Here is a 20,360-nt window from a genome sequence, read left to right on the forward strand (position 1 = left end):
TTCGGGCCCTGGCAGGTGCCAGCGCCTAAGCTGGGACGAGACACTTGCCCCCCATGGAACGGGACCCGATGAACGCGACGACCGACGACTCCGCCCGCGCAGCACTCCCCCGGATCTCCCGACGGATCGGCTCGATCGCGGAGTCCGCGACACTCGCCGTGGACGCCAAGGCCAAGGCCCTGAAGGCTGCCGGGCGCCCCGTGATCGGGTTCGGCGCGGGTGAGCCCGACTTCCCCACCCCGGACTACATCGTCGAGGCGGCGATCGAGGCGGCCCGCCAGCCGCGGTTCCACCGCTACTCCCCCGCCGGCGGACTGCCGGAACTGAAGCAGGCGATCGCCGCCAAGACGCTGCGCGACTCCGGCTACGGCGTCGACCCGTCCCAGGTGCTGGTGACGAACGGCGGCAAGCAGGCCGTGTACGAATCCTTCGCCGCGCTCCTCGATCCCGGGGACGAGGTCCTTGTACCCACTCCGTTCTGGACCACCTACCCCGAGGCCATCCGCCTGGCCGGCGGTGTGCCGGTCGAGGTGTTCGCCGGCCCCGAGCAGGGTTACCTGGTGACGGTGGACCAGCTGGCGGCCGCCCTGACGCCGCGCACCAAGGTGCTCCTCTTCGTCTCGCCGTCCAACCCCACCGGTGCGGTGTACGGCCCGGACGCCGTACGGGAGATCGGCGAGTGGGCCGCGGCGCGCGGACTGTGGGTCGTCACCGACGAGATCTACGAGCACCTGACGTACGACGACGTCCCGTTCACCTCGATCGCGACGGCGGCCCCCGCCCTCGGCGACAGGGTGGTGGTGCTCAACGGCGTCGCGAAGACCTATGCGATGACCGGATGGCGCGTGGGCTGGATGATCGGACCGAACGACCTCGTGAAGGCGGCGACTAACCTGCAGTCGCACGCGACGTCGAACGTCTCCAACGTGCCGCAGATGGCGGCGCTCGCCGCCGTCTCGGGCCCGCTGACGGCGGTCGAGGAGATGAAGGTCGCGTTCGACCGGCGGCGCCGCGCGATGGTCTCGGCGCTCGATGCGATCGAGGGCGTCGAATGCCCCACCCCGCACGGGGCCTTCTACGCCTACGCGGATGTCCGCGCCCTCCTCGGCAGGAGCTTCGACGGCGCCACGCCCGCGACGTCCGCCGAACTCGCCGCACTGATCCTCGAGAGGGTGGAGGTCGCCGTCGTTCCCGGCGAGGCCTTCGGGCCCAGCGGATACCTGCGGTTGTCCTACGCCCTCGGCGACGAGGACCTCGCGACGGGTGTGCGCCGGCTGCAGGAGTTCCTCGGGTCCGTCCGCTGACGCTACGGCCAGGGCGCCCGGCCACGGCCGGCGGCTGATCAGAGCAGCCGGCGCTCCGTGGCCCAGCGCGTGAGCTCGTGGCGGGAGGAGAGCTGCAGCTTCCGGAGGACCGCCGACACATGGGTCTCGACGGTCTTGACGGAGATGAACAGCTCCTTCGCCGTCTCCTTGTAGCTGTAGCCGCGGGCGATCAGCCTCATGACCTCCAGTTCGCGTGCGGACAGGCGATCGAGCTCGTCGTCGACGGCGACCGACGCCGTCCCGAACGCATCGAGGACGAATCCGGCGAGCCTCGGCGAGAAGACGGCGTCCCCCGAGGCGATGCGCTGCACGGCATCGGTGATCTCCGGCCCGGAGATGGTCTTCGTGACGTAGCCGCGGGCCCCCGCGCGGATGACGGCGACGACGTCCTCGGCCGAGTCGGACACGCTCAGCGCCAGGAAGCGGGACGGGACGCCGAGCCGGGAGCACCGGTGGATGACCTCCGCGCCGCCGCCGCCCCGCCCGCCCGGCAGGTGCACGTCGAGGAGGACGACGTCGGGCCGCACGGCATCGATCACGGTCTCCGCCTCCTCGACCGTCGCCGCTTCGCCGAGGACCCGGATCACGGGGCCGAGCGCCCCACGGAGCCCTGCTCGGAAGATCCCGTGATCGTCGACGATGACCACGGAGACGGTTCCCGGAGCCGGTCCCGGTTCATCCATGCTGTCCATGTGTCTCCCTTCCGGCCGTCGGCCGTCCGTCCTGTCGCCGTGCACGGCTGCCGATCGTCCCGGCGCCTTGGCCGCCGGGCGCCCCGATCGCCCCGGGGCGGGGCCGCGTCCTCATGCGGGGACGCCGGTGGCCCGGGGCAGGCGGAGCCGCACCTCGGTGCCGTCCGCATCGCTGCGGAGTTCCGCCGTTCCACCGTGACGCTGCATCCTGCTGTGGATCGACTCCCGGATGCCCAGGCGGTCGGACGGGACCGCCGCCGGGTCGAAGCCCGGGCCGCGGTCCCGCACGAAGACCTCCATGGTCTCCGGTCCGGCCTCGAGGTACACCGACACGGCGACACCGGCGTGCTTCGCCGCGTTGAGCATTGCTTCACGGGCTGCCTGCGCGAGGGCGTCCTCGGCCTGCCCGAGAGGGGCGTCGCCCACGGCGACGACGGTGACCGGGTGCCCGTAGAGGTCCTCGATCTCCCCGGCCATGCTCCGGAGCCGTTCGGCGAGGCTGACGGGGTCCCGCCCGGCGTCGGCGAACAGCCACTGGCGCAGCTCGCGTTCCTGGGCCCGGGCCAGGCGCAGCACATCCGTCTCCGAGTCCGCCCGATTCTGGATGAGGGCCAGGGTCTGCAGTACCGAGTCGTGGAGGTGCGCGGCGATCTCCGCGCGTTCCGTCTCCCGCACACGGGCTGCCTGCTCGCTCTCCAGGTCCCGCCAGAACTTGAGGCCCCAGGGGGCGAGGACCAGCCCCACGCCCGCGAGGACGGCGAGGACGGCGACGAGGGTCGCCATGGTCAGGGTCCATGAACCGCTGCTGGAGAGTGCAACGAGGACCCCCGCGATGACGAGCACCATGCCGGCGAACAGGCGCAGGGCGCCGCCCGCCCGCTCGGCGCCGGCCCGGTTCATCACCCGTGCCCGGCGCACGTCGTCGAGCTGGGACCAGGCGAGGGCTGCGCCCGTCGCGACGACCGCGATGGGGACGAGGAAGCCCCAGTCGACCGCGACGCCGAGCAGCTGCACCACGAGGACGGCCGCAGCGACCAGCAGTGCGGTGCCGAACAGGATCTCCCGGTGCCCGGCACGCTCCGTGCGGTCGCTCCAGGAGTCGGTGGCGAAGGGGTCGGCGCCGTCGGGGCGCGCCCCTGCAGGAGCCGAGACTGCGGGAGGTGCGGAGCCGATCTGTCCCGTGCCGGGCAGCACGGCGAGGGAGGCGGCCGGCCGGCCCGTCCGACCACCGAGGTCGTCCTGGGGGCCCGTCGCGCCGACGTCGTGCATGAAGGCCGCAGGACCCCTCCTGTGTCCCGCCGCAGCGGCCCGGTCCGACGCCGTCGGAACGAAGATCCAGAGCCAGGCGTACAGGAAGACTCCAGCGCCGGAGGCGAGGGTCAGGACCGCCATGCCGACCCGGACCCAGGACCGGGGGACGCCCAGATGAGCCGCGAGGCCCGCGCACACGCCGGCGATGATGCCGTCGGAGGTGCGCAGCAGCGGGGGTCTCATGTCCTCATCAAAGCACGCCGAGGGCCGCTCGGGGACGGTCCCGGAGCAGATTCAGGGGGCTCTCAGGGTTCAATCAGGGTAGGCCCCGATGTGCGCGCCACGGCGTGGGCGGAAGGATGGGGGACATGACCTCAGCACCACCGCCAGGCGGGCCGTCCTGGCACCAAGAACCGGCCGCATCGCACCCCGCGGGACCTCCCGCGTCGTCGTCGTTCTTCCGCTGGTTGCGGGGACTCGACATCACCCGGACCCCGGACCGCTGGGTCGGTGGAGTAGCCGGCGGCGTGGCCCGGCGTACCGGCCTGGACATCGCCCTCGTCCGCGGACTGATCGTGATCCTCGCGGTCTTCGGCGGTATCGGTGTGCTGCTGTACGGGCTCGCCTGGGCGCTGCTGCCGGAACCGGACGGGCGCATCCACGTGGAGCAGGCCGGCCGGGGCTCCTGGACCTCGGGACTGACCGGGGCCGCCGCGCTCGTGGCGATCGGCCTCTGGCGCCCGAATCTGCCGTACCTCGACGGCGGCGGTGCGGGCGGCCTGCTGTGGACCCTGTTCTGGATCGGCGCCGTCGTCCTCTTCGTGTACTGGATCATCAACCGCTCCACCGGCGGACAGGCCCGCCGGGACATCCCCGGTGGCCCGTCGACCCCCGGCGGGTCGGGCAGCGGCCCCGTGCCGCCCGGCCCCGTGCCGCCGTCGGGTCCGGACGGTGAAGCACCCGCGGCAGGACCGGCAGCAGGTCCCGGCGGGGGCTCGCCCGATGACGACTCCTCCAGCGGTCCGGTCGGCTCCGGCTTCCCCGTCGGCTCCGACACGGAACGGGACGGAGGAGCCGACGGCGCCGCGGATGACGGCGCGGATGACGGCGCGGATGACGGCGCGGACGGGAGCACCGACGATCCTGCCGACGATGACGCCGCGGCCGACGCCGGGCACCGCACCGTACCCCTGCCGTACCAGCCCCGCGCCTACTCGGCGACGGAGCCGTGGGCGCAGCAGACCCAGCCGTTGCCCTACGAGCCAGGGTCGTCCTGGTCGGGGTCCACGTATCCGGGGGCCTACATGGCCCCCGCCACCGGCCGGCCGCCGGTCACGAAGTACCGGCCGCCGCGGGCTCCCGGGCCCGTCACGGCACTGCTGGTCGGCGGGGCCGTCGTCGTCGGGGCAACGCTCCTCGCCCTCGACTACGTCGGAACGCTGGATCTCGCCAATCCGGTCGTCGTCGCCCTCGCTGCGGCTTCGATCGTCCTCGCCCTCGGTGTCATCGGGCTCGGAGCATGGGGGCGCACCTCCGGATTCGCCGGATTCGCGGCGGCGCTCGCCGTCATCGGCGCACTCATCGCGTCCTTCACGATCGTGGGCGGCGCATGGATCGTCGCCGAGGAGCGGAGGGCCACCCCGATGTCGCTGCAGGCCGCCTCCGGCGGCTACAGCGTCCTGGCCTCGCAGAGCACCATCGATCTCACCAGCCTGCCGCCGCTGTCCCGCGACGTCGTGGTGCCGGTCAACTCGCTCGCCAGCGCCGTCACCGTGGTGGTGCCCGACGACGTCCCGATCGAGGTCCGCACACGGATGGCGCTGGGCAGCTCCGGGACCCGCGGGACCCTGGAGGGGCCGGACGGCTCGTCCGCGGAGCCCCGGAGCGACGGCGGTGTCCTGCAGGTGCGGAACGGCACGCTGAACCCCGACGCCACCGGATCGGCGATCGTCCTCGACGTGCGCGGCGCGATGAGCGACGTCAGCATCGTCACCGCTCCCGGCTCCGGCGACACCTCTTCGACCATCAGTCCCACCCCGACCGGAGACACACCATGAGCACCGCACTGAACGGAACGAAACACCACCCACGCCTCCTGACCATCGTCTGGGGGTCGGTGATCCTCGCCGTGGCCTCCCTCCTCCTCGTCAGCCAGGTCGTGGAGCTGTCCATCGACCCCGTGATCGTGGCACTGGGCCTGCTCGTGGGCGTCGGGCTGGCGCTCGTCGCGGGCGGCATCCTGTCCCTGCGATCCAGGCCGACCGGGGACGGCCGGGAGGACCCGCACGACGACCCCCTGTCCGGATACTGACTGCAGTTGGATACTGATTCCCACGACCCCACCCACCCGAGAACCGAAAGGCACACCATGCAGTCCTTCTACCGCATGCTCCGCTCCTCACCCATCAAACGCGCTCCCGGGGGCCTCCTGGGCGGCATCGCCGCGGGCATCGCACTGCAGTACGGCTGGCGCGTGACCTACGTCCGCATCGGGATCCTGCTGAGCTTCCTGCTCCCCTTCATCGGCCTCCCGCTCTACCTCGTCCTCTGGCTCCTGCTCCCCACGACGGAAGGCACCATCGCCCTCGAGCGGCTCCTCGCCGGAGGCTAGGACCGGGCGTGCAGCAAGGGGCACCCGCCGCACGGCGGGTGCCCCTTCCGTCTGCGTGACCTGCAAGGATGGATGACGTGCCGAAGACTCCTGCTGCCCGCCGCTTCCCCCGCCTGCTCATCGCGTCCTGTGCCTTTTTGTTCGTCTCCGGCTACTTCGTGGTGCGGTTCCCGGACGTCGAGGGCGCGAGCTACGCGTCCTACGGCTTCAACCTGCTGATCGCCCTGCCGGCGTTCATCGCGCTCGTGCAGCAGCTCGGTGCCGCGCGGGGTGCCGCCGCCCTCGCGGCCGTGTCCGTCTTCGGCTACCTGATCGAGGGCTTCGGCGTCGCCACACATCTGCCCTACGGAGAGTTCTACTACGGTGAACCGCTGGGGCCCACGATCCTCGGCCTCGTCCCGTACCTGCTGCCCCTCTCCTACGTGCCGCTGGTCATCGGGGCGGTGGCCGTCGTCTCGGGCGGCGGGAGCGCCCTGCGGAGGATCCTGCTCGGCGGGCTGCTGCTCGTGGTCATCGACGGCGTCCTCGATCCCGGGGCGGTGTCGCTCGGCTTCTGGATCTGGCCGGGTGGCGGGCCGTACTACGGGGTCCCGCTCTCGAACTACGGCGGATGGCTCATCTCCGGGCTGGTCGCTTCCGCCCTCGTGACCTGGATCGGCGGGCGACGCCTGACCGATGTCCCGCTCCGGCCGGGCCTGCTCGACAGCCTGCTCGTCTCCATGTTCCTGTGGCTCGGCGTCTGCGTCTTCTCGGGACTCGTGTTCCCGGCAGTGCTCGCCGTCGCCCTGATCGTCCTCGTGGCGCGTCGGCGGGTGCAGCTCACGTGTACCGCGCCAGCGTCCGCGTCGGCGGCGGGCGGGGCGACGGTCGACGCCGCACGGCAGGTCTGAGCCACTCCACCCCACACGAACGGACCCCGGCCGTCCCGCGGTCCGGCACCCGGGCAGTCCGGGCCGTCCGGCACCCGGGCGCGAACGGACACGGGCCGGCCGGCCGTCAGGCGGTGGAGCCCAGGCGTGCCAGCAGTTTCTGCGTGGACATCATCGCGCCGCCGAGGACCGCCGGCAGCCCGCCACCGGGGTGGACGGAGGCGCCCACGCGCCACAGCCACGGGCGCAGCGGATCCGAGTAGGGCGGAAGGTGGAACGGGCCGCTCATCCACGCGGGCCGCACAGCCCCGTAGAGCGCCCCGCCGGCCGAACCGCGCTCGCCGAAATAGCCCGGGTCGAGGATCTCGTGGCTGCCGAAGTAGTCCTCGATCGGTTCGGGCAACCCGAGGACGCGCGTCGTCCGGTCGAGCTCACGGCGCACGAACGGGTCCTCGAGCGAGTATCTCCGGCCGTTGGCCGGCGCCGTGAGCAGCAGTGCGAGCGTCGCCGAGCCGTTGGGATAGACGCCGTGCGCGGGATAGTAGTTCGCGAAGGCCATGGTCTGGTCGGGTTCCTCCCCGGCCTCGAGGCTCGCGTAGAGCGCCGCCGGATCGTCCGGCATGACCACGCCGTGCCGGGCCGTCCCCTCGGGGAGCGGCCTTGCCAGGACGGCGTAGATCCCGATGGCGGAGCAGGTGAGCTTCCGCGGCAGCCGCGGGGCACGTCCGGCCAGCAGCCCCGCGAGGCGGTGCGCGTCGAGACCGCTGACGACGGCGTCGGCCGGGTAGTTGCCCGCGGCCGTGGTGACCCGCCGTCGTCCGATGCGCTGCGCGGGCTCGCCCGTGCGGATCTCCACGCCGGCGTCCTCGGCGATGCGCCGGAGCGCCAGCACGAGTTCGTAGACGCCGCCCTCGGGGATCCAGACGCCGTCCTGGGCCATGATGGCGGGCATGCTGGCGTAGAGGGCGGGCGTCCGGGTAGGGCTGACGCCCGCATTGAGCGTGTGGATCGCGATGACCTCGCGGAGCCCCTCGGGCAGCCACGGCAGGCTGTCGAGATAGCTCCGCGTGGTGAGCCTCCGCCCGTACAGTCCACCGAGCTTGGCCAGCGCGGGGTAGGAGGACTTCTCGAGCGGGCCCGTGGTGAGCAGGCGCGACACGTCCTCCCCGAGGACGCCGTGCTCCGCCGCGAAGCGGGTCCAGGCCGGGTGCCACGGATGACCCTCCGGTACCGGCAGGGCGCACGCCTCGCCGCGGTAGTAGTAGGTCCCGACCTCCGGAAGCCGTTCGAGGCGGAGGCAGGCGATGTCCGCGGCCGGCGTCGCGTCGGCGGGGGCGACGGCGTCGAGGAGGCGCAGGAGTTCCTGCCACACGCTGGGGAAGGTGACGAGCGACGGCCCCGTGTCCATGCGCTGCCCCGAGACCTCGACGCGGCGGCTCTTGCCGCCCACGTGGTCCGACGCCTCCAGCAGGGTCACGCCGTGGCCTGCGCGTCCGAGGAGGGCCGCGGCCGTGAGGCCACCGATACCGCCTCCCACGACGACGACCCGGCTCATCGGTAGAGGCCCAGCGTCAGGGCGACGACGAGCTGGACGCCGGCGACGGTCCCCGCCACGTAGGGGAAGGCGATCGAGTACCGGTACAGCCGATGCCCGGTCTCCGGGCGGGGATCCCGGTGGAGGCCCAGCAGCAGCCAGCCCGCGATCACGGTGTTCACGACGGCGACCGGGATGTTGACCACGGCGAAGCACGCCGTCGACACCGCCCACCAGGCGCCGCTCCAGGCGACGACGCCGCGGGGCCCGAGCCGCACGGCCGTCGTCGTGATGCCCACTCCCCGGTCCTCGTCGATGTCCTGGACGGCGTCGTAGGTGTGCTTCGCCGCACTCCAGGCCATCAGGCCGAGGGCGGCGGCCCAGACCGGCGTGTCACCGAGGGCGTAGGGGACGAAGACGAGCGGGAACGCGTAGGCCGCGTTGCTGAGGGAGTCGAGGTACGGCCGGGCCTTGAAGCGCAGCGGCGGCGCGGAGTAGAAGACGAAGACGAGGGCGTACAGGGCGATCCAGGCGAGGGCCGCCGGGGGGAGGGTGGCCGTGAACCATGCGAGGAACGGCAGGTTCGTGACGAGCACGGCGATCCAGATGGAGCGGACCTCCGAGGCCCTGATCCTGGCCCCCTCGAGCGATCCCTTCCGCGGATTCAGGGCGTCGGTGTCCTGGTCGAAGATGTCGTTCACGCCGTAGATGAGCAGGTTGAACGGCAGGGTCAGCCAGACCAGGAGGGCGAGGGCCTCCCACTGCCAGAAGGTCCCGGTGAGCCACATGCCGACGACGCCCGTGCCGAGCGTGTTGATCCAGAGGACCGGCCGCGAGATGTGGACCATGCGCAGCGCCGCTGGCGCAAAACCTGCCTGGGGCACTGCTGGTGTCCTCCTCGGACGGGCGGCGCGCACCCGGGGGTTCGGGCCCTCGTGCGCTGGATGCTCCCAGCCTACGTGGTCGCCGATGTGCCCGGTGCCGGGTGCCGGACGGGCGCCCTCTGTGAAGGGGGTGGGCCGTATGTGTCTAGAATCATAGGCGGGCCCGACGGCGTGCTCCTGATGCACCATCACACCCTCCTCGAAGGAACCCCACGCCATATGAAGATCGGAATCCTCACCAGCGGCGGCGACTGCCCCGGACTCAACGCGGTCATCCGCGGCGCTGTCCTCAAGGGCATCAAGGTCCACGACCAGGAGTTCGTCGGATTCCGGGACGGCTGGCGCGGCGTCGTCGAGGGCAACATCGTCGACCTCCCCCGGCATGCGGTGCGCGGCATCTCCAAGCAGGGCGGCACGATCCTCGGGACCTCCCGCACCAACCCCTTCGAGGGCAACGGCGGAGCGGACGTCGTCAAGGCGAACATGGAGCGCCTCGGCATCGACGCGATGATCGCGATCGGCGGCGAGGGCACGCTGGCGGCGGCGAAGCGGCTCACGGACCTGGGCGTGAAGATCGTCGGCGTCCCCAAGACCGTCGACAACGATCTCGACGCCACCGACTACACCTTCGGCTTCGACACCGCGGTGCAGATCGCCACCGAGGCCATCGACCGCCTGCGCACCACGGGCGAGTCCCACAGCCGCTGCATGATCGCCGAAGTCATGGGCCGGCACGTCGGGTGGATCGCCCTGCACGCCGGCATGGCCTCCGGCGCCCACGCCATCCTCATCCCCGAGCACCAGACCAGTGTGGAGCAGATCGCCGAGTGGGTGTCCACGGCCAACGCCCGCGGGCGCGCGCCCCTCGTCGTCGTCGCCGAGGGCTTCGTCCCCTCGCACATGGAGCAGGCGCACTCGGAGCGCGGCCTCGACACCTTCGGCCGTCCGCGGCTCGGCGGGATCGCGGACCAGCTCGCGCCCGAGCTCGAGGCACGCACCGGCATCGAGACCCGCGCCACGATCCTCGGCCACATCCAGCGCGGCGGCGTCCCGACGTCGTTCGACCGCGTGCTCGCCACACGCCTCGGCATGGCCGCCGTCGACTCCGTGAGGGACGAACTCTGGGGCACCATGGTGGCGCTCAACGGCACGGAGATCGCCCACGTGGGCTTCGAGGCGGCGCTCGGCAACCTCAAGCGGGTCCCGCAGCACCGCTACGACGAAGCCTCCATCCTGTTCGGCTGACCCGTGGACCTCGATCCCGGCACGGTCTCGATCATCCAGCTCGCCTGGTCGCGGCTGCTCGGACTCGACGACGGCGCCCTCGCCGGCGGCTCCGACCGCCTGTACGCGGTGGACGACGGCGCCTCGGTGCTGACCTTCGTGACCCTCTTCGGCCGCGAGGTGCTCAAGGGACCGGGCTGGGCCGTGGACGCGGGACGCACCATGTCCGGGACGGAGCTGCGCAGCCACTCGACGCTGCTCACGCTCAGCAGGGAGCATGGCGGACGAGGTCTCGGCGAGGCCCAGCTGTATTTCTGTGACGACCTGCCGCGGTTCGAGGGCCCCCCTGCCGTCGTGTCCGGCGAGGCCTCGCTCGTCCGCGAGCTCGAGCGCCGGTGCCCGCCGGACGACGTCGCCGAAGCGGGCCTCGCAGCGGTGGAGCACCCGTTCGTGCTCATCGACGAGGGCGACGCCGACTCGGCGCCCACTCCCCTGTCCGGCGCCGGTTACGACATCTGGCAGGGCATCCTGGCGCACATCGCCGTCATCACCCCGCCCGAGGAACGACGCAGGGGTTATGCCGGGCGGGTTGCCGCGGTCGCGGTCGAGGAGGCGATGGCCGCCGGGCTCGTGCCGCAGTGGCGCGCGCGGACGGACAACACGGCGTCCCAGCGGACCGCCCGACGGGCCGGCTTCGCCTTCGCGGGGACGCAGACCTTGGTCCTCCTGGGCGCCTGAGCGCCTCCGCCTTGGGGAGAAGCCGGCAGTCGGACCCGGGCACTTCCTTCTGGCGAGTCCATAGCCAAAGCACCCCGACGAGAGCATGCTTGTCCTGTCGGGGCTCCAGGAGGAGAGGTCATGAACATTGCCCTTTGGATCGCGTCCGGCACCCTTGCAGTCTTCTTTCTGGCTGCCGGTGTCACGAAGACCTTCCAACCCATCGACAAGATCGTGTCCCAGGGTCTGACCTGGGCGAAGGACAAGCCAGGCTACGCGCGCACCGCTGGTGTCTTCGAAATCCTTGGTGCTTTGGGGTTGATCCTCCCGGGCATCTTCCGGGTGGCCACTTTCCTGGTCCCGGCAGCAGCACTGGGGCTGGCGTTGATCATGGCGCTGTCGATCGCGTTTCACCTTTCGCGTGGCGAGAAGGGGTTCACCATCAACATCGTGGCTCTGCTGCTCGCCTTGTTCGTGGCCTGGGGACGCTCCACCGCGTGGGCCCTCCAGTAAGCGATCGGCCCTGCAGCGGGCGGTCCTGCAGGGAAGATCACAGCCCTGTCGCGAACCCGGCGCTGGCCGTCAGCCGAGCAGCCCCAGGAGCTCCGTCCTACCGAACATCTCGGCTGCGGCCCGGGCCGACGGCGTCCCGGCGTCGGCGTCCGCTCCCGCCTCGACGAGCAGCCGTACGACGTCGTCGTGCCCCTTGAAGACGGCACCCGCGAGAGGTGTCTGCCCCCGGTCGTTGACCTGGTCCGCTTCCGCTCCGCGGGCCAGCAGATCGCGCACGATCGCCGGATGACCGTTGTACGCGGCGAGCATCAGCAGGCTGTCGCCCGCGGTGTTCGTCAGGGTGAAGGGCACCCCGGCGTCGAGGTACCGCACTAGTGTGGCGGTGTCACCTGCCCGCGCGGCGTCGAACAGGGCGTGCGCGAGGGCGATCGCCGCGGCCGCACCGGCGTCGTCCGTGGGGCCCTGACCGGCGTCGGCGCTCATCGCGGGGCCTTCAGGAATCCCGAGGCGCGCCCGACGACCTGCCCGGCATCCGTCGCCACGATGACTTCCTGGCCGGCGGCGTAGGCCTCGTCCCCGTCCTGCACGAGCAGAACCGCGGACGCGTCCACGGACCGCTTGAGCACGGCGAGGGCGATCGGGCCCATCTCGTAGTGGTGGCCGACCGACGTCACCCTGCCCACCGTGCGGCCCTCGCTGAGGACCGGGCTTCCGGGCGCGGGGAGGGTGTGCTGGCTCCCGTCGAGGTGCAGGAAGGTGAGCCGGCGCGGCGGGTGCCCGAGGTTGTGCACGCGGGCGATCGTCTCCTGGCCCTTGTAGCAGCCCTTCGCGAGGTGGACGGCGGTGCGCATGAGGTCGAGCTCGTGGGGAATGGTCTTCTCGTCGGTCTCGAAACCGGGCCGGGGACGCCAGGCCGCGATCCGCAGGGCCTCGGCGGCCAGCGAGCCGGCCAGTGCGCGTCCCGTGGCGGATACCGCTGCGTCCAGGTCTGCGCGCGGCACGAGGTACTCGAACCAGGGCCGCTCGCGTCCCGGGTGCTCGTGCTCGTCGACGACCGCGTAGGAGTATCCGCCGGGAACGACAGTGGGCCAGGGGTCCTCCCACACGACGGCGTTCCCACCCGGTGCGGGCAGGGTCGTCGTCGATCCGAGCACGGCCCAGGCCTCCGTGGCGTCGGCGACCTCGACGCGGAGCATGAACTTCATGCGTTCCAGCCAGGCGGCCAGTGGCGCCGCCTCGCCTCCCTCGGTGATGAGCCAGGTGGTGGCGCCGTCGTCGACGACGTGGGCCGCGTACTCGATCCGGCCCTGCACGGTGAGGAGGAGCGTCTCGGAGCTTCGGCCGGGCCGGAGATCGAGGAGCAGCTGGGAGGAGAGCGTGTTGAGCCAGCTCAGGCGGTCGGGTCCGGAGACGGTGACGACGCCGCGCTGCGACAGGTCGACGACGGCCTCCCCTGCGGCCAGGAGCCGCTGCTCACGGAACGGGTCGCCGTAGTGGGATGCCACACCGGCGTCGGCTCCGCCGCCCTCGACGGCACCGGGTCGGCTCAGCAGGGGGCTTCGTGGGGTCATGTGATATCACAACGCCTTCCAGGCGGGACTATTCCGGGATGTCGCCGACGGGCGGCCTACGGACGGTTCAGGAGATCTTCCTGAGGATCGCGGACGCGTGGGCCTCGAGGGAGTTGCCCTGGGCCGCGACGTCCCAGCGCCAGTACAGGTTGCCGTCCACCAGGCCGAACAGCCGGGTGGCGGCGGCGTACTCCTTGGAGTGCTGGCCGCGCATCACGAGGTCGGTACTGAGCTGGATCTGCGGGCCCTTGATGCTCCCGTAGTAGAGCTCGGCGATACCGCCGGGGTGCACCACGGTGGCCGTGATGTCGAAACCCCCGGAGTCGTTGCGGAACTGCTCCACCTCGTCGGCCGTCTTGAGGGCCGGGACGATGTCCGCGGGGTTGAGGCCGGGGCCGACGTCGGAGTCGTTCAGCTTGCGGTCGAGCGCCCAGAAACCGGTCTCGACCGAGAGCGGGCGCAACTGCGCGCCCTGCTCGTCGATGAGCCAGGATTCGGCGCTGTACTGCAGGTACGGCAGACCGTTCTGCGAGAACACGACACGCTGCGAGAAACGCTCCGAGTCGGCGGTACCTTCGCCGAGCATCCCCGTCCCCTCCCAGGTTCCGAGGAGCCACGACAGTGGGACGAGCTCGGGTGTCAGGTCGGTGGGCAGGTCGATCGACATAGGGCCTCCGGGGTCAGTCGGCTACTTCTGGCCCTTGTACAGGCGCGTGATGACGAGGGCCGCGAAACCGGCCATGCCGAGACCGGCGACGACCAGCAGCGAGATGAAGAAGATTTCAAGGGCGAGGATGGACATGCTCCCATCCTAACGCCCGGTCCGGACAGCGGAGGAACGTGCGCAGAGGTCGTTCGTCCGGCCGGGGCGAGCCGGACCACGGCCGGGATCGGCGGCCCGGCTCAGGCGAGGAACAGCGTGTCGAGGAAGTACACGACGGCGCCGATCGCGAGCACGGGGGTGACGCCGGCCGCGATGGCCGCGATCAGATCGATCGGCGCCTCCCGGGCGACGAGCAGCCGCCGGGTGCCTGCGATCACGGCACCGCAGGCGAGCCCGACGACCGCGGCGGCGAGGGCCGGCACATCGGTGAAGAGCAGCGCTCCGAGCGGGCCGGCGAGCGCGGCGAGGACGACGGCTGCGGGTGCGACGAGGCGGTCCGGCAGGGGCAGCAGGCACACGGCGATCGCGATGAGCATGCTGACGCCGGTCACGAGCGTCATGCCGGAATCAGCGGCGTTGACGGCCAGGCGGTCCGTGGCGACCCAGCCCGAGCCCATGCTCACGGCCACGACGCCGGAGCTCGCCCCGAGGGTCGATTCCAGCCGGAGGCTCTGACCGGTCCCGCGCAGGAGCTGGATCATGAAGACCGCGCCGACGCCGAGGGCCACGGAGATCGGGAACCAGGTCATGAAGAACGGTCCGGACACGGTGGCGGCGAGGACCACGGCGAGCAGTGCGGCGAGTCCGATCGCGGCCGCCAGGCTCTTCTTGGCCGGTACGCGGAGGATGGAGGGCCACCCGATGGCGGTCAGGACGCAGAGGGCGCCGACGGCCACAGCGACCGCCGTCGCCGAGATGTAGGAGGACGCGACGACCGCTCCGGTCGCGACGGCCGCGGCTCCGGCCGCTGCGGCCACACTCGTCCTCTTCACCCGAGCAATACTGCCCTACCCGCGCTGGTGGGCGGAAAAGCTGCGCCGCCGGCGGCCGCCGTGCGTGTGGTGCATCACAGGGCGGAGGCTATACTTGACCAAATTTCGACCGCACACTCCTCCCCGTCCGGGGGGATGGCGCCGTTGCCCGATGATGCGCATTCCCGACCCGTGGAGGACACATGCCGCACATCCTGATGCTCACCAATTCCACCGGCTCGTCCGTGGACATCCTGCCGGCCCTGGAACTGCTCAATCACAAGGTGCACATCCTCGCGGCGGAACCCACGGCGCTCCTCGAGACGGAACCCTGCGACGTCGTCCTCGTCGACGCGCGCAAGGACCTCGTGGGCGCCCGGTCCCTCACCCAGCTCCTGAAGGCCACCGGCCTCAGCGCGCCCCTCCTGCTCGTGCTCACGGAGGGAGGCATGGCGGCGGTCGCCGCGAACTGGCTGGCGGACGACGTCGTCCTGGACTCGGCGGGCCCCGCGGAGGTGGAGGCGCGGCTGCGGCTGGTGATCGCACGTTCGACGGCAGCCGGCGAGCAGGCGAGCACCGAGATCCATGCGTCCGGCGTGGTGATCGACGAGGCCAGCTACACGGCACGGGTGGGCGGCGAGCCCCTGAACCTGACGTACAAGGAGTTCGAGCTCCTCAAGTACCTGGCCCAGCACCCCGGGCGTGTGTTCACCCGCGACCAGCTCCTGCACGAGGTGTGGGGCTACGACTACTACGGGGGCACCCGCACCGTCGACGTCCACGTGCGGCGACTGCGGGCGAAACTCGGCTCGGACCACGAGCAGCTCATCGGCACGGTCCGGAACGTCGGGTACCGCTTCACGCTGACCCGCCTGCCGGAGGACCGCAGTTCGGTCAACCAGGACGCCTGACCCCACGCGAAAGCCCCTTCCACCCGCGGGTGGAAGGGGCTTTCGGTGTTCCCGGCTGAGCCGGTAGGAGTGGAGGACATACGGTTCGAACGTATCGCGGGCGCCCCACTGGCGCATCCCCCTCGAGCAGTTCCCGACACTACCGCACCAGCCGCGCGACCACCAAACCGTGGGATGGGCGGGACTAGGCTGGGCGCATGACCGCCGCTCAGCATGCCCCCACCTGGTCCGTCAGCAGGATCGCCGGAGCCCCGCCCACGGACGTCGTCGACGAGGTACGGCGCCTCGCGGCGTCCGCCGCCGAGGCCGACGGCAACCCGCCACTGTCCGAGCAGACCCTCCTCACCCTGCGCGCCCCCGACGCCGGTGACCGCCTGCTCGTCCTCACGGCCCGCACCTCCGAGGCGCCGGACAGCGAGCTCGCCGGGGTCGCCGTCGTCACGCACGGTTCCGGGGACGGCGCCGTGCTCGAGCTCGTCGTCGGGCCCGACTGCCGCGGGGAGGGTGCCGGGACGGTCCTGATCGAGGCGGTCCTCGCCGAGGGGATCGCCGGGCTCCGCGGCTGGTCCCACGGCAACCATTCCGCGGCATCGGACCTTGCGGCACGGTTCGGCTACGCCCCGGTGCGGGAACTGTGGAGGATGCGCCTGACCCGCGCGGCCGTCACGGAATCGGTCCCCGCCCTCCAGCTGCCCGACGGCGTCGTGCTGCGCTCGTTCGTCCGTGGGCAGGACGAGGAGGCCTGGCTCGCGGCCAACGCGGCGGCCTTCGCACATCACCCCGAACAGGGCGCTACGACGCGCGCGGATCTCGACGCGCGGATGGACGAGGACTGGTTCGACGCCGACGGCTTCCTGCTCGCCGTCCGCGAGAGCGACGGCGCCCTCCTCGGCTTCCACTGGACCAAGGTCCACCCCGCGGTGGGGGCCCACCCGGCGATGGGCGAGGTGTACGTGGTCGGCGTGACGCCGGAGTCGCAGGGCATGGGCCTCGGCAAGGCCCTGACGATCGCCGGCATCGAGCACCTCCACGCCCGGGGCCTGCAGGCCATCATGCTGTACGTCGACGCCGATAATACGGCCGCCGTGGCGCTCTACCGCGCGCTCGGGTTCACGCGATGGGACGTCGACGTCATGTACGCGGCCAAGGCGGCGCACCCCACCTTGTAAGGTTGAATCGAGGTGTCCCCTGGCCTGTCGGTGCGGGGTTCCCGCCACCATGACCGCCCACGCTGCAGGAGACGCTATGGATTCAGGAATCAAACGCCGGGGTGCGTCACTGTACGGGTCCTCGGAGACGGCTCCGGCCCGGGCAACCCAGGACCGCATCGACATCCCGGAGTTCGCTCCCAGCCTCCTGCCGTCCGGCGACATCCGGGCGGACCGTTTCCTCGACCGCGAGATCAGCTGGCTCGACTTCAATGCGCGCGTCCTCGAGCTCGCGGAGGATCCGGACCTCTTCCTGCTGGAGCGGGTCAGCTTCCTGTCGATCTTCGCGTCGAACCTCGACGAGTTCTTCATGGTGCGGGTCGCCGGCCTCAAGCGCCGGATCGCCACGGGCCTCGCGGTGCCGTCGGCTGCGGGCCTCAGCCCCATCGAGCAGCTCGAGAAGATCATGCAGGACGGCTACCAGCTGCAGCAGCGGCATGCCGCCGTCTTCGCCGAGCACATCCGGCCTGCCCTCGCCCGCGAGCAGATCCACCTCACGACCTGGGAGGAACTGGACGACACCGCACGCGCCGAGCTGCACAAGATCTTCGCCGAGAAGGTCTTCCCGATCCTCACGCCCCTCGCCGTCGACCCGGCCCACCCTTTCCCCTACATCTCGGGGCTGTCCCTCAACCTCGCCGTCGTGGTCCGCAACCCCGTCAGCGAGAAGGAGCTCTTCGCCCGTGTGAAGGTGCCGGACCAGCTGCCGCGCCTCATGTCCGTGGACGGGCCGCGGGCGGGCAACATCGCCGGGCGCATCGCCCGTTTCATCCCGCTCGAGGAAGTCATCGCCGTCCACCTGGACCAGCTCTTCCCCGGGATGGAGGTACTCGAGCACCATCTTTTCCGGGTCACGCGCAACGAGGACCTGGAGGTCGAGGAGGACGACGCCGAGAACCTGCTGCAGGCCCTCGAGAAGGAACTGCTGCGCCGCCGGTTCGGTCCGCCCGTCCGCCTCGAGGTCACCACGGACATCAATCCCAGCATCCGGGGGCTGCTGTCGCGGGAACTCGGCGTGGAGGAGGACGAGGTCTACAACCTCCCGGCACCCCTGGACCTGCGGGGCCTCAGCGTGATCGCGGGGATCGACCGCGGAGACCTGCACTTCCCCAAGCACGTCCCCCACACCAGCCGCCACCTCAACGAGAGCGAGACGTCGAAGGCGGCGAACGTCTTCGCTGCGATGCGCCGGCGGGACATCCTGCTGCACCACCCGTACGATTCCTTCTCCACCTCCGTCCAGGCGTTCCTGGAGCAGGCGGCCGCGGACCCCAAGGTGCAGGCCATCAAGCAGACGCTGTACCGGACGTCGGGCGACTCCCCCATCGTGGACGCCCTGATCGACGCCGCCGAGGCCGGCAAGCAGGTGCTGGCGCTCGTGGAGATCAAGGCACGCTTCGACGAGCAGGCCAACATCTCCTGGGCCCGCAAGCTGGAGCAGGCCGGCGTGCACGTGGTGTACGGCATCGTGGGACTCAAGACCCACTGCAAGCTCTCGCTCGTGGTGCGGCAGGAGATCGACGGCCTCCGCCGCTACTGCCACATCGGCACCGGCAACTACCACCCGCGCACGGCCCGGTACTACGAGGACCTCGGCCTGCTGACCTCCAACGAGCAGGTGGGCGAGGACCTGTCGCGCCTGTTCAACCAGCTGTCCGGATATGCCCCGAAGTCCACCTTCAAGCGCCTCCTGGTGGCTCCGCGGTCCGTCCGTTCGGGTCTGATCGACCGCATCGAGCGGGAGATCGCGAACAAGCATGCCGGGCTCGCCGCGCGCGTGGTCATCAAGGTGAACTCGATGGTCGACGAAGCGATCATCGACTCGCTCTACCGCGCATCGCAGGCGGGGGTCAAGGTGGACGTGATCGTGCGCGGTATCTGCTCGGTACGGCCCGGGGTCCCGGGGTTGAGCGAGAACGTCACGGTGCGCTCCGTACTCGGCCGGTTCCTCGAGCACTCGCGTGTCTTCGCCTTCGCGAACGGCGGGGAGCCGGCGGTGTTCATCGGATCGGCCGACATGATGCACCGCAACCTCGACCGCCGCGTCGAGGCGCTCGTGCAGCTCAGCTCGGCCGAGGACATCTCCTACCTGATGAACCTGATGGATCGCTACATGGACCCGACGGTCTCCAGCTGGCACCTCGACGAGACCGGCTGCTGGACCCGGCATCACAAGGACGCCGACGGCGCGCCGCTCGAGGACATCCAGTCGTCGCTGCTCGCCTCCCGCGCCCGCCAGCGGGCAGTGTCGCGCCGCTGATGGTTCCACCCACGAAGGATGCCACCATCGCGACGGCGACCGGCGGCTCGGCGGTCGTCGCTGCAGGCACGCTGTGCTGGCGGATCGAGAAGGGCTCGCTCGAGGTCCTGATCATCCACCGGCCCCGGTACAACGACTGGTCCTGGCCGAAGGGCAAGCTCGATCCGGGCGAGACGACACCCGAGTGCGCCGTCCGCGAGACCCTCGAGGAAGTGGGACTGAGTGTGAGGCTCGGCATCCCGCTGGCAACCATGACCTACCCGGTGAACTCCGGTGACAAGACGGTGTACTACTGGGCGGCGAGGATCGAGCGGTCCACCCCGGTGCCGGACGGCAGTGAGGTGGACGCTCTGCGCTGGGTGTCCCCCGAGGAGGCCCGCGCCGTGCTGAGCAACCCGACCGATGTCGCACCGCTCGATTCGCTCATCGAGGCGCACCGTGCCCGGAACCTCCAGACGTGGCCCCTGATCGTGGTCCGCCATGCGAAGGCCAAGCCGCGTTCGTCGTGGAGCAGGGCCGAGGGCGAGCGTCCTCTCGCCGCCACCGGCCGCCGGCAGGCCACCGCCGTGAGCCGCCTGCTCCAGGCGTGGACCCCCGAGCGCGTGGTGAGCAGTCCCTGGGTGCGGTGCGTCCAGACGATCTCGCCCTACGTGAAACAGCGCAGCGCGAAGCTGAAGCTCGTCGACGCCCTGACCGAGCACGACGCCAGGAGGAAGCCGGCGCGCACCCGTGCCGCCATCGAGCGGCTGCTGGACAAGCGCCGGCCCGTGGCGATCTGCACCCACCGCCCGGTGCTCCCGTCCGTCCTCTCGGTGCTGCGCCGCCACATGCCGGACCACCTGCACGAGCTCCTGCCCGTCGAGGACCCGCACCTCGCGCCCGGCGAGGCGGTGGTCTGCCAGGTGAGCAGCGCGAACCAGGGGCGCATCGTGTCCGTGGAGCAGTTCCGCGCCTACGACGACTGAGGTCAGTCCCTGGCAAGCGGTCCATCCAGGCGCCTGTCGAGCGCCTGTCGACAGTGTGTCAGGCGCACCTCCGTCCGTCCGTCGGGCGAGGACGGACAGTTCATCCGGCGTCAGCAGCCTGATCGCCCCCGTTCATCCCTCGTTCATCCATGGTGCCTAGTGTCGGACGCTCACGCAGCGACCGGCACCG

20 protein-coding genes are annotated in these 20,360 nt (G+C 71.1%); 12 read left to right on the forward strand and 8 right to left on the reverse strand.

The annotated features are described in order from the left end of the window. Positions 1 to 53 precede the first annotated feature (53 nt). The gene (locus AC4D2F_RS06755) at positions 54 to 1,304 is read left to right on the forward strand and encodes a pyridoxal phosphate-dependent aminotransferase (protein WP_258069771.1); all 1,251 of its coding nucleotides are present in this window, start codon (positions 54 to 56) and stop codon (positions 1,302 to 1,304) included. A gap of 38 nt (positions 1,305 to 1,342) precedes the next feature. Here the strand turns inward: AC4D2F_RS06755 and AC4D2F_RS06760 are convergent, their stop codons facing one another. Both AC4D2F_RS06760 and AC4D2F_RS06765 read right to left on the reverse strand, forming a co-directional pair. Further along, on the reverse strand, positions 1,343 to 2,017 hold the full coding sequence (locus tag AC4D2F_RS06760) for a LuxR C-terminal-related transcriptional regulator (RefSeq protein WP_490909928.1): 675 nt from the start codon (positions 2,015 to 2,017) through the stop codon (positions 1,343 to 1,345). Positions 2,018 to 2,128: 111 nt separating this feature from the next. Further along, the gene (locus AC4D2F_RS06765) at positions 2,129 to 3,511 is read right to left on the reverse strand and encodes an ATP-binding protein (RefSeq protein ID WP_490909929.1); all 1,383 of its coding nucleotides are present in this window, start codon (positions 3,509 to 3,511) and stop codon (positions 2,129 to 2,131) included. Positions 3,512 to 3,636: 125 nt separating this feature from the next. Between AC4D2F_RS06765 and AC4D2F_RS06770 the strand changes: the two genes are divergently transcribed. The 4 genes from AC4D2F_RS06770 (at position 3,637) to AC4D2F_RS06785 (ending at position 6,769) form a co-directional block, all read left to right on the forward strand. After that, on the forward strand, positions 3,637 to 5,325 hold the full coding sequence (locus AC4D2F_RS06770; protein ID WP_490909930.1) for a PspC domain-containing protein: 1,689 nt from the start codon (positions 3,637 to 3,639) through the stop codon (positions 5,323 to 5,325). Continuing rightward, on the forward strand, positions 5,322 to 5,579 hold the full coding sequence (locus tag AC4D2F_RS06775; RefSeq protein WP_181033565.1) for a hypothetical protein: 258 nt from the start codon (positions 5,322 to 5,324) through the stop codon (positions 5,577 to 5,579). The genes AC4D2F_RS06770 and AC4D2F_RS06775 overlap by 4 nt, the downstream gene beginning before the upstream one ends. A gap of 57 nt (positions 5,580 to 5,636) precedes the next feature. After that, positions 5,637 to 5,879 carry a PspC domain-containing protein gene (locus AC4D2F_RS06780; protein WP_104166413.1) on the forward strand — a complete coding sequence of 81 codons (243 nt, stop codon included), beginning with the start codon at positions 5,637 to 5,639 and terminating at the stop codon, positions 5,877 to 5,879. A gap of 77 nt (positions 5,880 to 5,956) precedes the next feature. After that, positions 5,957 to 6,769 carry a carotenoid biosynthesis protein gene (locus AC4D2F_RS06785; protein WP_490909931.1) on the forward strand — a complete coding sequence of 271 codons (813 nt, stop codon included), beginning with the start codon at positions 5,957 to 5,959 and terminating at the stop codon, positions 6,767 to 6,769. Between the two features lie 106 nt (positions 6,770 to 6,875). On the opposite strand, the gene AC4D2F_RS06790 is transcribed toward AC4D2F_RS06785, so the two are convergent. Together AC4D2F_RS06790 and AC4D2F_RS06795 are read right to left on the reverse strand one after the other, a co-directional pair. After that, entirely contained in the window at positions 6,876 to 8,303 is a 1,428-nt protein-coding gene (locus tag AC4D2F_RS06790) for a phytoene desaturase family protein (protein ID WP_490909932.1), read from the reverse strand. Further along, entirely contained in the window at positions 8,300 to 9,166 is an 867-nt protein-coding gene (locus AC4D2F_RS06795) for a UbiA family prenyltransferase (RefSeq protein ID WP_490909933.1), read from the reverse strand. The genes AC4D2F_RS06790 and AC4D2F_RS06795 overlap by 4 nt, the downstream gene beginning before the upstream one ends. A gap of 219 nt (positions 9,167 to 9,385) precedes the next feature. Here AC4D2F_RS06795 and AC4D2F_RS06800 point away from each other — a divergent pair, with 219 nt between their 5' ends. From AC4D2F_RS06800 to AC4D2F_RS06810, 3 genes are all read left to right on the forward strand, one after another. Beyond that, positions 9,386 to 10,411, forward strand: a complete 1,026-nt coding sequence (locus AC4D2F_RS06800) for a 6-phosphofructokinase (RefSeq protein ID WP_104166421.1) — start codon at positions 9,386 to 9,388, stop codon at positions 10,409 to 10,411. A gap of 3 nt (positions 10,412 to 10,414) precedes the next feature. Further along, positions 10,415 to 11,128, forward strand: coding sequence for a GNAT family N-acetyltransferase (locus tag AC4D2F_RS06805; RefSeq protein WP_490909934.1), 714 nt, complete (start codon positions 10,415 to 10,417; stop codon positions 11,126 to 11,128). A 120-nt stretch (positions 11,129 to 11,248) separates the two neighbouring features. Beyond that, the gene (locus AC4D2F_RS06810; RefSeq protein WP_104166425.1) at positions 11,249 to 11,620 is read left to right on the forward strand and encodes a DoxX family protein; all 372 of its coding nucleotides are present in this window, start codon (positions 11,249 to 11,251) and stop codon (positions 11,618 to 11,620) included. 69 nt (positions 11,621 to 11,689) lie between these two features. Here AC4D2F_RS06810 and AC4D2F_RS06815 read toward each other — a convergent pair whose 3' ends face one another. The 4 genes from AC4D2F_RS06815 to AC4D2F_RS06830 all read right to left on the reverse strand — a co-directional run bounded on the left by AC4D2F_RS06815 (position 11,690) and on the right by AC4D2F_RS06830 (position 14,847). Further along, entirely contained in the window at positions 11,690 to 12,103 is a 414-nt protein-coding gene (locus tag AC4D2F_RS06815) for an ankyrin repeat domain-containing protein (RefSeq protein WP_104166427.1), read from the reverse strand. Continuing rightward, positions 12,100 to 13,191, reverse strand: a complete 1,092-nt coding sequence (gene ygfZ / locus AC4D2F_RS06820; protein WP_490909935.1) for a CAF17-like 4Fe-4S cluster assembly/insertion protein YgfZ — start codon at positions 13,189 to 13,191, stop codon at positions 12,100 to 12,102. The genes AC4D2F_RS06815 and ygfZ overlap by 4 nt, the downstream gene beginning before the upstream one ends. 67 nt (positions 13,192 to 13,258) lie before the next feature. Further along, entirely contained in the window at positions 13,259 to 13,858 is a 600-nt protein-coding gene (locus tag AC4D2F_RS06825; RefSeq protein WP_104166431.1) for a heme-binding beta-barrel domain-containing protein, read from the reverse strand. Between the two features lie 236 nt (positions 13,859 to 14,094). After that, entirely contained in the window at positions 14,095 to 14,847 is a 753-nt protein-coding gene (locus tag AC4D2F_RS06830) for a hypothetical protein (protein ID WP_258069774.1), read from the reverse strand. Positions 14,848 to 15,029: 182 nt separating this feature from the next. Between AC4D2F_RS06830 and AC4D2F_RS06835 the strand changes: the two genes are divergently transcribed. From AC4D2F_RS06835 to AC4D2F_RS06850, 4 genes are all read left to right on the forward strand, one after another. Further along, positions 15,030 to 15,737: a winged helix-turn-helix transcriptional regulator gene (locus AC4D2F_RS06835; RefSeq protein ID WP_104166433.1), complete on the forward strand. Its 708-nt coding sequence runs from the start codon at positions 15,030 to 15,032 to the stop codon at positions 15,735 to 15,737. A gap of 197 nt (positions 15,738 to 15,934) precedes the next feature. After that, the gene (gene mshD, locus AC4D2F_RS06840; protein WP_490909936.1) at positions 15,935 to 16,906 is read left to right on the forward strand and encodes a mycothiol synthase; all 972 of its coding nucleotides are present in this window, start codon (positions 15,935 to 15,937) and stop codon (positions 16,904 to 16,906) included. Positions 16,907 to 16,982: 76 nt separating this feature from the next. Next, positions 16,983 to 19,205, forward strand: a complete 2,223-nt coding sequence (locus AC4D2F_RS06845; protein ID WP_181033567.1) for an RNA degradosome polyphosphate kinase — start codon at positions 16,983 to 16,985, stop codon at positions 19,203 to 19,205. Continuing rightward, the gene (locus tag AC4D2F_RS06850) at positions 19,205 to 20,170 is read left to right on the forward strand and encodes an NUDIX hydrolase (protein ID WP_490909937.1); all 966 of its coding nucleotides are present in this window, start codon (positions 19,205 to 19,207) and stop codon (positions 20,168 to 20,170) included. Before AC4D2F_RS06845 ends, AC4D2F_RS06850 begins: the two co-directional genes overlap by 1 nt. Positions 20,171 to 20,360: the final 190 nt, after the last annotated feature.

It is taken from the genome of Arthrobacter sp. TJ-263 (assembly GCF_058269155.1).